Below are 14,634 nucleotides of genomic sequence, written 5' to 3'. Positions count from 1 at the left end.
GGGATCTTAAGAATTGATGATGCCGTGGATTTGTTTGTAGAAATGGCCGTCACTCAAAAACGCGCCTTGTTGGATCAGGTCGAAAATGGCGGCATTGCGGTCTGGCCCAAACTCCTTCTTGCCGACTTTCATTTCGATTTGTTCGGTGAACATATGGTCGGCGAGCCATTGCATGCCGTCGCGCGTAAGCAAATCGATGCCGGGATCGAGCGCCCGGAGTACAATCGAATGTACATAGACGTCGCCGCACTGGAACAAAAAAACATGCGTCTTGGAAAAATGTTCGAGGTATTCGGCGCGGCCAAGCACCCCTTCCCAAATCAAATCTGAAAACACATCGAGCTCCTGTTCGGCAATGTGCGGTTGTTCTTGTTTGATTTTGTCCCATTCGGCTTTGTCGATCGATTGGGTTGCGAGAAAGTTGACGAACTCTGTGGTGAGTTCTTCGAATTGTTCTTTGGTTAATCTTGCGTATTTCAAGGATTGATTATTGCTTATTTTTTATTGTTATTGTTTATTCCTACCGATAACGTTCCCGCAACCGACATGCCCTAGCCCGGATTGCAGCGAAAATCCTTTTTGAATGAAGCGCAGCGGAGTTCAAAAAGATTGCAGCGGAAAGCCGGAAAAGCTCCTAAAAAAAAATCCCGACATACATCGGGATTTTTCTATACCAATTATAGTATATTATTGTTCTGCTACGATTTCGTAAGGCAATTCTACGATCACGTCGCGGTGCAAACGAATGCTGGCGTTGTATTTGCCGATGCGTTTCACGACACCCGAAGTGATGAACTTGCGCTCGATTGGTTGACCTGCAGCTTCCAAAGCTTCGGCCAAGTCGATGTTGGTGATTGAACCGAACAATTTCTCGCCACCAGCTTTTGCGCTGATTTTGATTTCGAGGGCTTTCAAAGCCTCGCCTTGTTTTTTGGCGTCGTCTACCAATTTGGCTTCTTTGTGCGCTTTTTGCTTCAGATTCTCGGCCAATACTTTCTTAGCCGATGGCGTAGCCAAAACCGCGTGCCCTTGCGGGATCAAGAAGTTTCTGCCGTAGCCTGGTTTAACCGATACGACATCGTCTTTGAAACCCAGGTTCGCGACGTCTTGTTTTAAAATCAATTCCATGTTGTTGTCCTTATTTATAGAAGTTAGGTTTCTGGAACGAAAACCAACAACTCGTTAAAAAATTATTTCAATAAATCTGCTACATATGGCATGAGGGCCAAGTGACGCGCTCTTTTTACCGCTACCGATACTTTTCTTTGGTATTTCAAAGAAGTTCCGGTCAAACGGCGTGGCAAGATTTTGCCTTGTTCGTTGACGAATTTCAACAAGAAGTCCGGATCTTTGTAATCTACATACTTGATGCCCGACTTTTTGAAACGACAATACTTTTTGGTTTTGTTGGTTTCAATATTTAAAGGAGTAAGATATCTGATATCTCCGTCTTTTTTGCCTTTTGCTGATTGTTCAATTGTAGACATAATAATTAGGCTTTTTCGGTTTTTAATTTGGCTCTTCTTCTCTCTGCCCAAGAAATCGCGTGCTTGTCAAGACTTACAGTCAAGAAACGCATTACTCTTTCGTCGCGACGGAACTCGGTTTCGAATGCGAGCAAAACTTCGCCAGACACTTTAAATTCGAACAGGTGGTAAAACCCGCTTTTCTTGTTTTGGATTTCGTAGGCCATTTTTTTCAAGCCCCAATCCTCTTTCGCTACCATTTCAGCTCCGCGTGATGTAAGAAAATCTTCGAATTTGCTTACTGTTTCCTTTACCTGAACTTCAGATAAAACGGGATTTAAAATGAAAACAGTTTCATAGTGATTCATAAAAAATTACGTTTAAATTGTTAAAATGTGTGCAAAAGTAGTAATTAAATTTTACCGTGCAAATAAAAATCGACTTTTTTCGTTGTAACGCAAAAAAAACCGATAAACACTAGGTTTGTTGGAAAAAACTTCATACGTTTGCCTTACCAAATCTATTAATAATAAACGTTATGAAGTTAAACTGTGTAGTTGTCGATGACTCGTCTATCCAACGGATGATCATCGCAAAGTTAGTAAATAATCATCCCAATTTACATTTAGTGGGTGATTTTTCTAATGCAATTGAAGCAAAAAATTGCATGTCGGTACACACCGTAGACCTGATCTTTCTCGATATCGAGATGCCGGTCATCAGCGGTTTTGATTTTCTGGACGGATTGAAAGTGAAACCCCAAATCATTTTCATCACGTCTAAGGCGGAGTATGCTATGAAAGCCTTTGATTATGATGCGACGGATTACCTACAAAAACCGATCGCACTCGACCGTTTCAACGCGTCGGTCAAACGCGCTATGGATTTCCATTTGCTCAAAAAAGAAAACCAGGAAGAAGATGGCGAACACATCTTTATCAAGAGCAACCTTAAGAAGCTCAAGGTTTTCACAAACAAGATCAAATGGATCGAAGCTTTTGGCGATTACGTCAAAGTGGTAACCGAAGAAGACAGCAACCTGGTACTTTCTACGATGAAATCGTTCGAGAAAGACTTGTCGAAAGACAAATTTATCAGGGTCCACAAGTCGTACATCATCAACATCGACAAAGTAGAAAGGTTTAACAGTAAATTCGCCGAAATAGGGATTACAAAAATACCTTTGAGCCGCAACAAGAAAGAAGATCTTGTTCGTGCATTGGCTATCGCCTAAGATTAGCTTTTTGTTTTTCGGGCGAAGCGAAAAATAAAGATTTTTGATTTTATTCGAAGATTTTTTGAGCATGCATAGCAGCGCTACGGATTCGAGAAAAATCGAGAAGAAAACAAAAAGATTATTTTGCAGCTGTCTGCAAAAACAGAAAGATAATCTTCAATAAAAGTCGACGTTCACCGATGATTTAATCGGTCTGAACTGTGCAATAACCTCAAAACTATCCAGGATTTTCCGGATAGTTTTTTTTGTGCCTTGTAGCGGCTGGTTTTGCGGGATCTTGATCATGATCGTACGGATGTATTCGTTGCGGATGCGCGCAATGGCAGGCTCTTCGGGGCCCAATACGGGAAGGCTTAAATTTTGCGACAGCACTTGGTACAGCCACATCGCGCCGTCTTTGACCTTTTCGTAGTCGCGGTGGCGCAAGGTGATGCGGATGAGCCTGAAATACGGCGGATATTTGTAGATCTGCCGCTCGTACAATTGCTCCTTGTACATGCCAAGGTAGTCGTTGTTCGTGACTTGCTGAATGGTATTGTGGTTCGGATTGTAGGTTTGGATGACCACCTTGCCGCGTTTTTCCGACCGGCCCGATCGACCGGCCACCTGCGTCATCATTTGGTAGCTGCGCTCGAACGCGCGAAAATCGGGATGGTAGAGCATGTTGTCGGCGTTCATGATGCCCACAAGGCTCACGTTGGCAAAATCGAGCCCCTTGGCCAGCATTTGCGTACCCACCAATACGTCGATCTCGCGGCCCGCGAAGCTGTCGAGAATTTTCTCGAAACCGAACTTGCCCTTGGTCGTGTCCTGGTCCATACGTCCGATCTTGTATTTGGGAAGTAATTCCATGAGTTCCTGCTGGATCTGTTCGGTACCAAAGCCCTTGGTCGTGAGTTCTTTGCTCGAACAATTGTGGCATTGCACCGGATTGGCGATCGAGTACCCGCAGTAATGGCACCGCAGCTGTCCTTTGTGCTTGTGGTAGGTAAGGCTTACGTCGCATTGGCGGCATTGTGGCACGTGCCCGCAGGTCATACATTCCACCACGGGGGAATACCCGCGGCGGTTTTGGAACAAAATCACCTGCTCGCCCAAAGACAACGCCTCTTGCATGTATTCAAGCAAGGTGTCGCTGAAATGGCCGCTCATTTTCTTGCGGAAATATTTGTCCTTGAGATCAACGAGTTCGATGTCGGGCATCAGCACCTTGCCGTAACGCTCGGTAATTTCGACCAATCCGTATTTTCCCGAAACGGCATTGTAATAGGTTTCGATGCTGGGCGTGGCCGACCCGAGCAACGCCTTCGCTTGGTGCGCATTGGCCAAGACGATGGCGGCATCGCGCGCATGGTAACGCGGGGCGGGATCTTGTTGCTTGAACGTTTGCTCGTGTTCTTCGTCGACGATGACAAGCCCCAAATCAGAAAACGGCAAAAACATCGCCGAGCGCGCTCCGATCACGATTTGCGCCTTCTCGGAATTTGCCAGGACTTGCCGCCACACCTCTACCCTTTCGTTGTTGCTGTATTTGGAATGGAACACCGCGACCTTGTTGCCGAAATAGGCCGTCAATCGCTCGACAAGTTGTGTGGTCAAAGCAATTTCTGGCAGCAGGTATAAAATTTGCTTGCCCGACGCAAGGTGTTGTTCGATAAGTTTGATGTAGATTTCGGTCTTGCCGCTGGCCGTCACACCATGGAGCAACGTCACCTCTTTCGAATCAAAAGATACATTGATGTCATCGAATGCCGATTGTTGCGCCGCACTCAACACCAGTTCGCGTTCCTCCAACTTGCCGTCAAAATTGACACGGTCGTGCTGCAAATGGTATTCCTCGAAAATCTCCTTGTCGATGAGCGCCTTGACGATGGCCGGCGTGGCACCCGATGCCTCGAGCAATTGTTTGACGGTAATCGGTCTTCGTTCGGTCGCGAACAACTGGAAATAGGCCAACACCAGTTCTTTTTGTTTTTGCGCCGACTTGAGGATGTCGAGCAATTCGGCAAGGTTGTCGGGGTTTTGGAACTCGGGGTGCAGCCGAACGTAACGTACGAGCTTGGGTTTGTATATCTCCGACACTTCTTCCTGTAGCGTCAGCACGTTCTTGGCGATCAGCTGGTGAAGGATCGGAAAAACATTTTTCTTGTTCAGGATCGACATGACTTCGCTCACGCGGATCGAAGTGGCTCGCTGTATGGCTTCGTACACCAGGTATTCGTCGTCCGAAAAAACCGACGCATCGAAGGTGCCGTCCTTGCGCAAAATCACGGTTTCGCTCTCGAGCAACAACGCGCTGGGCATGGCCGTACGGTACACATCGCCGATGGCACACATGTAGTAGGATGCGATCCATTGCCAGTGTGCGATTTGGATTTCGTTGACGATGGGTTCTTCATCCAGAATTTGATGGATTTCCTTGGCTTCGTACAAATGCGGTTCGCTCTGGTGCAGTTCGATGGCCAGCGCCGTGTAAAGCTTGTTTTTGCCGAAAGGCACCGCCAGCCGCATGCCGGGTTGGATGTATTTGAACTCGGCTTCAGAAATGCGGTACGTGAACGTCTTGGCGAGCGAAAGCGGCAGGATGACTTCGACGAAATGCGGCATGGAAAGATTGGAATTGAGCGGTAAAGTTACGCTTTAATTCGTGGATTTGGAATTCGGATTTGGGATTTTGTGTCGCGAATTGACCGCTGAAAATACCGTCTGAAAATAATTTGAAACTTTAACAAAATTTCCAGATTTTCTGTATTGAAGTGACTGTTAGATTTTGTAGGGAATACCTTCACTGCCCCCTTCCCTACGAGACGAAAATACACTTTATCCAAATAACTTCCTTATATAAAAACCGTAAACATCGCATTTGCCAACCGCACCCAATAAAATCAGCCAAAACCCCAAAAAAACCTGCGACCAAAAACGAACCCGCAACACGCCTTTATGACTTTACGACTTTACGACTTTACGACTTTACGACTTTACGACTTTATGACTTTATGACTTTATGACTTTACGACTACTTCACCCGCTCCCAATACTGTGTCCTACCAATAAACTCCACGCCAATGTATCCGCGCACCTTGAGTTTGTCCTTGGTTTCTAGCGCGATGGTGCTTTTGTAAAGTTTGCCGTGCTTGGGGTCGAGGATTTTGCCGTTGGTGTATTCGTGCCCTACCTTGCTCAAGCCCTTGATGACAGTTAGCCCAAGAATGGGTTTGTTTTTGTCGCTGCCGGTACAATTCACGCAGGTCTTGTCGCGGTCCTTGGGGTTCATGAGTTCGATGATCTTGCCGTAGATTTTGCCTTTGGATTCAAATATTTCGATGACAGACACCGCCTTGCCGGTCTCGTCGTCTATGGTTTTCCATTTGCCGAGTATGGAATGTTGCGCGAAAAAAACGTTCGCACACAGCAAGACAATCAAAAGTAACAGTTTGTTCATAGCACCGCGGTTTCTAGCCCCGATGGCAGCGGCATCCTTTTGTTGCTTTCTTTAAGCGACAAAAGATACAGCGAACAGCGGGATCAAGCTCCTAATCCAAAAACTCGGAAGCTTGGTTTTTATGGCTTTTTCTCTTGAGCTTGTTGATGGTCCCGTTGAGCTCAAAACCCAGCAGTAAAATCATACAATTGATCCAAATATAGAACATCATGATCAATAATGTACCTATGGACCCGTATAATTCGTTGTAGGTTGCAAATTTAACTACCCAAATACCAAAGAAGTACGACGACAAGATGATCAAAATGGTCGTAAAAACCGATCCTATCGAGATAAACGAACGGTTCTTGTCGCGCTTGATCCCGAACTTGAACAAAATAGACGTCGTGAGCAAAATCATCAGGATCACAAACGCATAACGTCCCATCGACAAAAGCGGGATGCGGTCGCTCAAAACGTCTTGGATTTTGGTTTGCTGGATGATGACCTCAAACACCACGATAGACGCGATGGTGATGATGAGCAGCATCGACAACAACAACGACATGCCCAAAGCCACCACATACTGCCGTACGAAACCGCGCTTGATGATCACGTGTCGCGACGTTTCGAATCCGCCCATAATCGCGTTGAGCCCGTTGGACATCAGCAAAATCGCCAAAACGATACCCCAAGACAAAAGCCCCGAGTTACTGTTGTTCATGATGTCGCTCAAAATAGACGCGATCGCATCGTAGGTTTGCGGCGGCACGCCCTGCTCTACGAAACGCAAAAAATCGTTCTGGAAATTGTCGATCGGGATATACGGAATGAGGTTCAGAATGAACAGCGCAAACGGAAACAACGACATAAAAAAGCTCCACGCAATGGCCCCCGCGCGGTACGAAATCGCACCCTGCGCCACCCCAATGAGGTACAGTTCGAGCAAATCATAAAACGACATGCCTTGCAACCACGGCAGTTTGATGCGCTGCGTGACGTGCATCAGGTTGCGCAGTCCGGGAATTTTTTCGATACGGGCTTCGAGTATTCTACTCAATTTTTTATTGTTTATTTTTTACTGGGCGTGTCTGCGGCTCGCAAAAAGCTGATCGCATTTTGCTCGCCGCCGTCGCGCTGTCCGCTCTATCTTTTTCGGCCTCCGTCCCGAAGTGTCGGAACTGCGACCGCAAAAGGATGCCGCTTCCATCGCTCACGCAACCGCTCGTTCACCATAGACCTTTGCCTTTACGACTTTATGACTTTATGACTTTATGACTTTACGACTTTACGACTTCCATCTACACCGCCTTCAAACTCAAATCCATATTATAAACCGAATGGGTCAATGCCCCGCTCGAAATGTAATCGACGCCGCAATCGGCATACGCGCGTATGGTTTTTTCGTTGATGTTCCCCGACGATTCGGTCTGGCATTGGCTTCCTATTATTTTTACGGCTTCGCGCGTCGTGTCGTAATCAAAATTGTCGAGCAAGATGCGGTATACGCCGCCCGCGGCTAGTATTGCTTTGACTTCGTCCAAATTTCGCGCCTCGACAATGATCTTCAAATCGAGGTGATGGTCGGCCAAATACTGTTTGGTCTTGGCGATCGCACCCGAAATCCCGCCCGCAAAATCGTTGTGGTTGTCCTTGAGCATCACCATATCGTACAACGCAAAACGGTGGTTTTCGCCGCCGCCGATCTTGACCGCCCATTTTTCGGCCGCGCGGAATCCCGGCGTGGTCTTTCGCGTGTCGAGTACTTTACAGTTCGTGCCTTCCAACAGTTTTTGGTAGTGCGCCGTTTTGGTCGCGATGGCCGACATGCGCTGCATCGAATTGAGCACCAGCCTTTCGGCCTTGAGGATCGATTGCGAACGGCCCGAGACGTGGAACACCACGTCGCCGTACTGCACGGGGCTGCCGTCCTCGATAAAGATTTCCATGACCATGTCGGGATCGACAAACGCAAAAACCATCTGCGCAAATGCAACGCCCGCAATGACGCCCTGGTCTTTGACAAGCAACTTGGCCTTGCCCTGCGCCGTATCGGGAATACAGGCCAACGACGAGTAATCGCCGGGGCCAATGTCTTCGCGGATGGCGTTGGCAATGATGAGCTGGAGTTCGGTTTGGAATTGTTCTGGCGAAATCATATCGGTAATTTGTGGCTAAAATAACAAAAAAGCCTTTCTGTTTGGGCGGCAACTTAACATCGAATTGGCATTTTTTGTTACTTTGCCCGTAAACCCATGCCCATGATTTCGATCATCCGTACCGATTCAGACCACGAAGGCTTTCGTCAACTCGTTGCCCAACTCGATGCCTATCTGGCCGAAATGGATGGCGACGAGCACGCATTCTACCACCAATACAACCACATCGACAAACTCAAACAAGTGATTGTGGCCTACGACGGCGATACGGCGGTGGGCTGCGGCGCGGTCAAGCCGTTCTCGGATAGCGAAATGGAAGTCAAACGCATGTATGTAGCACCCGACCATCGTGGGATGGGCATCGCCAAGAAAATCCTCTCGGAACTCGAAAAATGGTCGGCAGAACTGGGCTACAAGGCCTGCGTACTCGAAACAGGCAAACGGCAAATCGAGGCGGTTTCGTTGTATCCGGCATGCGGTTATCGGGTTACACCCAATTACGGCCAATACATCGGGATGGACAACAGTGTTTGCATGCGTAAGGAATTGTCGTAACTTTGTGACGTTTAAGCCAAAACCATGAACCACACCAAAAGAGGACTCATCGCCGCCGTGCTGCTGATGGTAGCCATCGGGAACTTAACGCGTACCGAGGGCGCGCAACACCTGAGCGCCGTCGTGTTCCTGCACGTCTTTGCGATTGGCGCCCTGACGGCCGTGCTGATCCGTGAAATTTTGGGTCGTTTTAAAAACAAACCGTGATGCAACTAAGCAACAAACAAATCCTCATTATCTTTCTGTTGGGCGCCGTGCTCACGATTTTTGGCGCAATCATGAAAATCATGCATTGGCCACTGGCCAGCTTGGTGATCATCCTCGGGATGACCTTCGAGGCCGCGGCTGGCGTGTTCATGATCTATAAGATGTCTAAAAAGCAGGACAAAAAGGACGGATTCCTCGACAGCTAACCATGAACATCAAGCTCATCGCCATCGGCAAGACCGACGACAAAGCGCTGCAATCGCTGATCGATGACTACACCAAGCGGTTGTCGTTTTACATCAAGTTCGAGCTCGACATCATCCCCGATATCAAGAACGCCAAGAACCTGTCCGAAGCCCAACAAAAGGAAAAGGAAGGCGAATTGATCCTGGCCAAGCTCTCGCCTACCGACCAATTGGTGTTGCTCGACGAGAACGGCAAGGTGTTTTCGAGCGTGGGCTTTTCTAGCGAGTTGCAAAAAAAGATGAACTCGGGCATCAAGACGCTGGTGTTTGTCATCGGCGGGCCTTATGGGTTTTCTGAAACGGTTTACAAAAAAGCCACGGGCAAAATATCGCTCTCGTCCATGACGTTCTCGCACCAAATGGTCAGGCTGTTTTTCATCGAACAGGTGTACCGCGCCTTTACGATCTTGCGCGGCGAACCATACCACCACCAATAACTCAATGCGCTACCACTAACTTTTGATGGGAAGCCTGGTTGTTACCGTTCAATTGCAACACATAAAAGCCCGAGGCTATTGTTGAAACGTCGAATTTTCCGTTCGAAATTAACACCGGAATCACCTGCCCGGTCATCGACACCAAGTGGGCCGACGTTGGGGCGTTTTTCGACACCACATTGACTTGCCCCGATGCAGGATTCGGAAACACGCGCAAATCGTCTACCGTTTTTACCTGATTTACCGCTAAAAATGGCGCATCGGAAAAGTAATAGATCCCTTCGTTCTCAAAGTCATGGACGGCCAAATTGGTCATCGCCAACGGAATGTTGCTCCCGCTGAAACTCAGGTTTTTTAAAGGAATCGTATTGCCATCGACAACCGGTAGCGGCACCTGCGTAAAGGCGGTTTCGGTTTCATTTGGAATATAAAGTCCTTCCTGGGCAAATGGTGTGGTGGTGGTTCTTATCAGTACGTGCAACTGGTTGCTGTTGTTGAATTTAACTTCGACCACTTTGTTTCCTTCCAGCCCTAAATCGATGTTCAATGGTGTCCAGGTAGCACTGCCCGGATTCAAACGGTACAAACCCGATTGGGTAACCGCATAAAGCGTATTGAACTTATCGACAAAAATATCGCGCACCAACGTGTTGTTGGGGTTGGGCAAAGCCACCCAGGTTCCGCCAACACTGTCCGAAGCCAGTACCACCGGTTGCGCGGTAAGGTTCGACATGCCCAAAATAAAATGCGTTTGGGTGCCCGAACAGATTTTCGTTAGGCCCAACAAACCGGGATTGGTACCATTGTTTTCGTACAGGTGTTGCCAGGTTGCGCCCATATCGGGGCTGTAATCGACATAATCCTGGAGCGCATGCTGCACCATCGCAATCGAACCATTGTTGCCCAAAAACATTTTTTGCGGGTTGAGCATGTCGTAAACAGGCGCCAGCGGAGCGGTATTGTCATCGGCGATAATCGAAAACGAATTGCCTTGATTGGCCGTTTTTCCGATGAAATGCAAACCGCCTACTACGCATTGTCCGTCGCTGGCAATGCCCATCGACAAATTTCGCGTAAAATCGATTTCCTCAAAAAGGGTTTGCGAGGTCCATTCTAAATTGGTCAAGTCCAGTTTCGATAAAAAAGAAGTCTGTAGCGAACCCGTGTACAATTGGTCATCCGAAGAAACCGCCATCATATCCGACGGAATCAACAAACCATTGTTGATTTGCTGCACGGCAAGATCGTTTGCGTTGATTTTATGGATGCCATTGATACGAACACCCGAAAAAAGCACGCTCTGATTGCCCGTAACAATAATTTCGTGGGCTTTATTCAACGCACTCACTACACTCCAAGTGTTGTCGGCGTACACGCAAACACCCGATTTTGTCGTGGCAAAAAGCCGGTCGTGAACCGCATCGTAAGCCAATTTAGAAACCCCGTTGTTGACGGGCAGCCCGGACAACTCATTCCATGTGAGCCCCGAATCGTTGCTTTTGTATACTTTTCCATTGCCTGAAGTCACCATGACAGACGCGAAAACCTGGGTTCCGCTGACTTCAAGATCGGTAACTTCAAGACCATCGAACCCAATAGAAACCCAGCTGTTTAGATCGGTGGTTTTAAAAATGCCGTTGCTGGCATTGGAGAGCACTTCGGATTCGTTTACAAAATGAAATCCTGTCGGATAAAAGCCCAGATTCGCCAACTGACTATACGTCACGCCGTTGTCGTTGGAAAGGAACAGCTTGTTCTGGATTTCGCCCATGATTGCACCCATCGTCGACGCCAAGACCTTGGCTCCGTTGAGTGCATATGCGAGCAAATAAGGGCCGGAACCAGACTGGCCGCCGTTTCCGCCACCCAGATTGTTGCTTTGCCATGTGGCACCAAAATTATCGGTATAAGCGATGCCGCTGGTTGATGTCAGGCAAAAAACCCGGTTGCTCACTTTAGACGCCTTGATCGTTCCCACGGTATAGGTCGCGGGAACATTCACAAACGGAATCCACTCGGTGGCGTTGTTGTCGCAATGGTAAATCCATCGGTCGGCGGTGATCGCATAATTGGTGGACGTCCCTGCATCCATCCAAACCGCGGCATTGGCATCGTTGAATCCGGCCAACTTGTTCCAGGTTTGCGCATGGCCCGTTGCAAACATCCACAAGAAAACAACAGCAAAGGCATGTAATGATTTTTTCATAGCAATAGATTTTTGGTCTTTTTCAAATCAAAATTCGGAAATCAGATCGGGACATGCGCTGTTTTTGAGGTGTTGAAAAAGTGTCATCACCCAAAACACATTGATTTTAAGCCAATTACAAAGTACTCAAAAAATCCGACAGCGACTCCTTGTCGGTCAGGTTTAATTTTTTCCGGATGCGGTAACGACCCGATTTTACCGCATCGATCGAAAGATTCAGCACATTGGCGGTTTCCTTAAGGCTCAACCGGAGTTTAGAAAGCGAGCACAAACGCAAATCGTTGTTGGTCAGGTCTGGGGCGAGTGTTTTGAGTGTTGCGTAAAATCCTTTGTGCTGGTCTTCAAAATAATGATTGAACGTATCGCCATCGCCACCCACATCAAGCGTCTCAATAATATCGAGTTTGAGTTCCTGCATGCTTTGCTTGTCTTTGTAATCTTCAAATTTGGCTTCGATATCGGCTATGGTTTTGTTGCGCTGTTCGATTTTTTGTGAAAATTCGTTGATCTTTCGGTTTTTGCGCTCGAGTTCCAATTCGTTGATCTTGCTTTTTGCGCGCTCTTTTTTGAGGTAGATGAAACCCAGCGCGGCCAATAACGCCAAAACAAAAACCAATGCCGATACGATAATCCCAACCCTTAGCGTGTCGGCCTTTAAAAGCTCCTTTTCTAGCCGAAGTGCCTTGATCTCTGACTCCTTTTTGATAAAGTCGACGCCTTCCTGGGCCTTGGTCAATGCATCTTCGATCGCTGTTTTTTGTTTGGCATCTTTGAGCGCAAACAATTTTTCATAGTAAAATTGGGCACTGTCGTAGGCTTTTCGCGCAAAATGCACGCTCGCAAAATCGCGGTACAACATTTCTGATTGGTTGTAATCGGGATACTGCTTTTTTACCTTTCTGAAATACGCCAGCGCTTTCTCGAACTGCTGCTTCTCGAGGTAAATACTCCCAAGGCTGTGCAGCATTTCGGGGTTGCCCTGTCCTATTTTTTTGAAAACGGAATCGGCCTTGAGAAAGTACTGTTCGGCGGCAGCCGTTTTTTTGCTTCTGAAATAAAATCCGCCCAGGTTCAAATACACGGTGGCTTTGGTGCTTTCGGTAAGTTCGGGCCGCTTCAGCAAATCGATAAACAACCGATCCGGATTCTTCTTTCCGTTGAGCGCATACGAAATGGCCAGGTTGTTCATGATGTTGGGCAGGCTTTCGTGATCGTTTCGATCGAGCACACATTGGTAAGCCTGTTCAAAATAAGGAAGACTTTTGGCCGCGTTCCCCATCGAATAAACGGTGAGACCAATGTTGTTGAGTACCGCACAGAGTATTTTGTCGCAATCCAACGTTTTACACTCGGCCAATGACTTGTTGAAATAGTACACGGCAGAATCGTATTGCTTTTTTTGCTGGTACACATTCCCAATATTGCTGTGGGTTTTGATCTTTTCGATGGGCGAATTTTTAACCGTCTGCGAAAACAGGTATTTGCGGTAGTAGACCAACGCAGAATCCGATTCATCCCGGTAAAAAAACAAGGTAGCTTTCAGATAAAATACTTTTTCTATCCCTTTGGTATACTGAAGTTTGCGACTCAGTCGATCCATGTTCCGCAGGCTTTCCATCGCGCGGATGTGATCGGAATCTTTGGTGGCTTTGAACAGTTTTTCATAAAGCCCGACTTTTACGGTATCTTCTTTCTGACGGTCGATAGAACGCAAAAGGTCGTTGGTCTTTTGCGCCGAAGCGACCATGCCGATTGCCAGCAACAACACACAAGCTACATATTTGCCCATATCGCGTTGGTTAATTTGACACACTCGACGGCTTCTTTTACGTCGTGCACACGCAACAGTTTTGCGCCTTTAGACAGCGCCAAGGTATTGACTACCGTGGTGCCGTTGAGCGCTTCGGCAGCGGAACTTTCCAATACTTTGTAGATCATCGACTTTCTCGAAACCGCGGCCAGCAAAGGCAATTCGATGATTTGAAACAGGTCGAGTTTTTGCAGCACCTCATAATTCTGTTCCAACGTCTTTGAAAAACCGAAACCCGGATCGATAATAATATCGTTGATGCCCAAATTTCTTGCGGCGGCTGTTCTTTCTGAAAAATACGACAGCATTTCCTTGACAATATCGCCGTAATCAGTGAATTGCTGCCTGGTTTGCGGGTTGCCGCGCATGTGCATCATGATGTACGGCACCTGAACTTGCGCAACGGTTTCGAGCATACGCTCGTCGAGCAGCCCGGCCGAAATGTCGTTGATGAGCGCCGCGCCGTGTTCTACCACCTGCCGTGCCACGTTGCTGCGAAAGGTATCGACCGAAATCAGCGCCTCGGGAAAATGTGCAAGGATCAAATCTACGGTCGGGAGCACACGCGACAGTTCTTCCGTTTCGTCTACAAACGCGGCGCGCGGACGACTCGAATAGCCACCGATGTCGATAAAAGTCGCACCTTGCGAAAGTATTTCTTCGGCACGTCGCAAAATTTTCGCCTCGGTGACGTAACTTCCGCCGTCGTAAAATGAGTCGGGTGTAGTGTTCAAAATCCCCATCACCTTGGGGGTCGAAAAATCGACCAAACGGCCTTTGCAATTGATTGTCATGTAGTTGTTCTTTGGGGATTCTTGCCTTTTGTCGATATTTTCAATATATCGCACAAGTTGTCAATAATAATTATATTTTTGGGAAAAATACCATACA

At 47.5% G+C, this 14,634-nt stretch carries 16 protein-coding genes; 5 read left to right on the top strand and 11 right to left on the bottom strand.

The annotated features are described in order from the left end of the window. Nucleotides 1-6: 6 nt before the first annotated feature. The 4 genes from BLP55_RS01655 to rpsF form a co-directional block, all read right to left on the bottom strand. Nucleotides 7-480: a DUF6495 family protein gene (locus BLP55_RS01655; RefSeq protein WP_091140547.1), complete on the bottom strand. Its 474-nt coding sequence runs from the start codon at nt 478-480 to the stop codon at nt 7-9. A gap of 207 nt (nt 481-687) precedes the next feature. Continuing rightward, nucleotides 688-1,128, bottom strand: coding sequence for a 50S ribosomal protein L9 (gene rplI / locus BLP55_RS01650; RefSeq protein WP_091140544.1), 441 nt, complete (start codon nt 1,126-1,128; stop codon nt 688-690). Between the two features lie 62 nt (nt 1,129-1,190). Then, entirely contained in the window at nt 1,191-1,487 is a 297-nt protein-coding gene (rpsR, locus tag BLP55_RS01645; protein ID WP_020211613.1) for a 30S ribosomal protein S18, read from the bottom strand. A 5-nt stretch (nt 1,488-1,492) separates the two neighbouring features. Beyond that, nucleotides 1,493-1,834, bottom strand: a complete 342-nt coding sequence (gene rpsF, locus BLP55_RS01640; RefSeq protein ID WP_091140542.1) for a 30S ribosomal protein S6 — start codon at nt 1,832-1,834, stop codon at nt 1,493-1,495. A gap of 170 nt (nt 1,835-2,004) precedes the next feature. Between rpsF and BLP55_RS01635 the strand changes: the two genes are divergently transcribed. Beyond that, nucleotides 2,005-2,700, top strand: a complete 696-nt coding sequence (locus tag BLP55_RS01635; protein ID WP_091140540.1) for a LytR/AlgR family response regulator transcription factor — start codon at nt 2,005-2,007, stop codon at nt 2,698-2,700. Nucleotides 2,701-2,859: 159 nt separating this feature from the next. Here BLP55_RS01635 and priA read toward each other — a convergent pair whose 3' ends face one another. The 4 genes from priA to nadC form a co-directional block, all read right to left on the bottom strand. Beyond that, complete coding sequence (priA, locus tag BLP55_RS01630; RefSeq protein ID WP_091140537.1) at nt 2,860-5,310, bottom strand: replication restart helicase PriA; 2,451 nt, start codon at nt 5,308-5,310, stop codon at nt 2,860-2,862. Between the two features lie 409 nt (nt 5,311-5,719). Next, nucleotides 5,720-6,145 (bottom strand): DUF2147 domain-containing protein, encoded by a 426-nt coding sequence (locus tag BLP55_RS01625; RefSeq protein WP_091140535.1) that lies wholly within the window; start codon nt 6,143-6,145, stop codon nt 5,720-5,722. A gap of 91 nt (nt 6,146-6,236) precedes the next feature. Further along, nucleotides 6,237-7,184, bottom strand: coding sequence for a YihY/virulence factor BrkB family protein (locus BLP55_RS01620; RefSeq protein ID WP_091140533.1), 948 nt, complete (start codon nt 7,182-7,184; stop codon nt 6,237-6,239). Between the two features lie 241 nt (nt 7,185-7,425). Continuing rightward, nucleotides 7,426-8,283, bottom strand: a complete 858-nt coding sequence (nadC, locus tag BLP55_RS01615) for a carboxylating nicotinate-nucleotide diphosphorylase (protein ID WP_091140531.1) — start codon at nt 8,281-8,283, stop codon at nt 7,426-7,428. Nucleotides 8,284-8,385: 102 nt separating this feature from the next. On the opposite strand from nadC, the gene BLP55_RS01610 reads away from it, so the two are divergent. The 4 genes from BLP55_RS01610 to rlmH are packed head-to-tail and all read left to right on the top strand — an operon-like array spanning nt 8,386 to nt 9,727. Further along, on the top strand, nt 8,386-8,838 hold the full coding sequence (locus BLP55_RS01610; RefSeq protein ID WP_091140528.1) for a GNAT family N-acetyltransferase: 453 nt from the start codon (nt 8,386-8,388) through the stop codon (nt 8,836-8,838). Nucleotides 8,839-8,862: 24 nt separating this feature from the next. After that, nucleotides 8,863-9,045 (top strand): hypothetical protein, encoded by a 183-nt coding sequence (locus BLP55_RS01605; RefSeq protein ID WP_091140526.1) that lies wholly within the window; start codon nt 8,863-8,865, stop codon nt 9,043-9,045. Next, nucleotides 9,045-9,251 carry a GldL-related protein gene (locus tag BLP55_RS01600; protein WP_091140523.1) on the top strand — a complete coding sequence of 69 codons (207 nt, stop codon included), beginning with the start codon at nt 9,045-9,047 and terminating at the stop codon, nt 9,249-9,251. The genes BLP55_RS01605 and BLP55_RS01600 overlap by 1 nt, the downstream gene beginning before the upstream one ends. A gap of 2 nt (nt 9,252-9,253) precedes the next feature. Further along, nucleotides 9,254-9,727: a 23S rRNA (pseudouridine(1915)-N(3))-methyltransferase RlmH gene (gene rlmH / locus BLP55_RS01595; RefSeq protein ID WP_091140521.1), complete on the top strand. Its 474-nt coding sequence runs from the start codon at nt 9,254-9,256 to the stop codon at nt 9,725-9,727. A gap of 1 nt (nt 9,728) precedes the next feature. Here rlmH and BLP55_RS01590 read toward each other — a convergent pair whose 3' ends face one another. The 3 genes from BLP55_RS01590 to folP all read right to left on the bottom strand — a co-directional run bounded on the left by BLP55_RS01590 (nt 9,729) and on the right by folP (nt 14,537). After that, nucleotides 9,729-11,933, bottom strand: a complete 2,205-nt coding sequence (locus BLP55_RS01590) for a T9SS type A sorting domain-containing protein (protein WP_091140518.1) — start codon at nt 11,931-11,933, stop codon at nt 9,729-9,731. 115 nt (nt 11,934-12,048) lie between these two features. Continuing rightward, nucleotides 12,049-13,722 carry a tetratricopeptide repeat protein gene (locus BLP55_RS01585; RefSeq protein ID WP_091140515.1) on the bottom strand — a complete coding sequence of 558 codons (1,674 nt, stop codon included), beginning with the start codon at nt 13,720-13,722 and terminating at the stop codon, nt 12,049-12,051. Beyond that, complete coding sequence (gene folP / locus BLP55_RS01580; RefSeq protein WP_091140719.1) at nt 13,707-14,537, bottom strand: dihydropteroate synthase; 831 nt, start codon at nt 14,535-14,537, stop codon at nt 13,707-13,709. The genes BLP55_RS01585 and folP overlap by 16 nt, the downstream gene beginning before the upstream one ends. Nucleotides 14,538-14,634: the final 97 nt, after the last annotated feature.

The sequence above is a fragment of the Flavobacterium caeni genome, assembly GCF_900101895.1.
Classification (GTDB): Bacteria; Bacteroidota; Bacteroidia; order Flavobacteriales; family Flavobacteriaceae; genus Flavobacterium; species Flavobacterium caeni.
The sequence above is the reverse complement of the archived record's forward strand: the minus strand, read 5'-3'. Positions and strand labels throughout refer to the sequence as shown.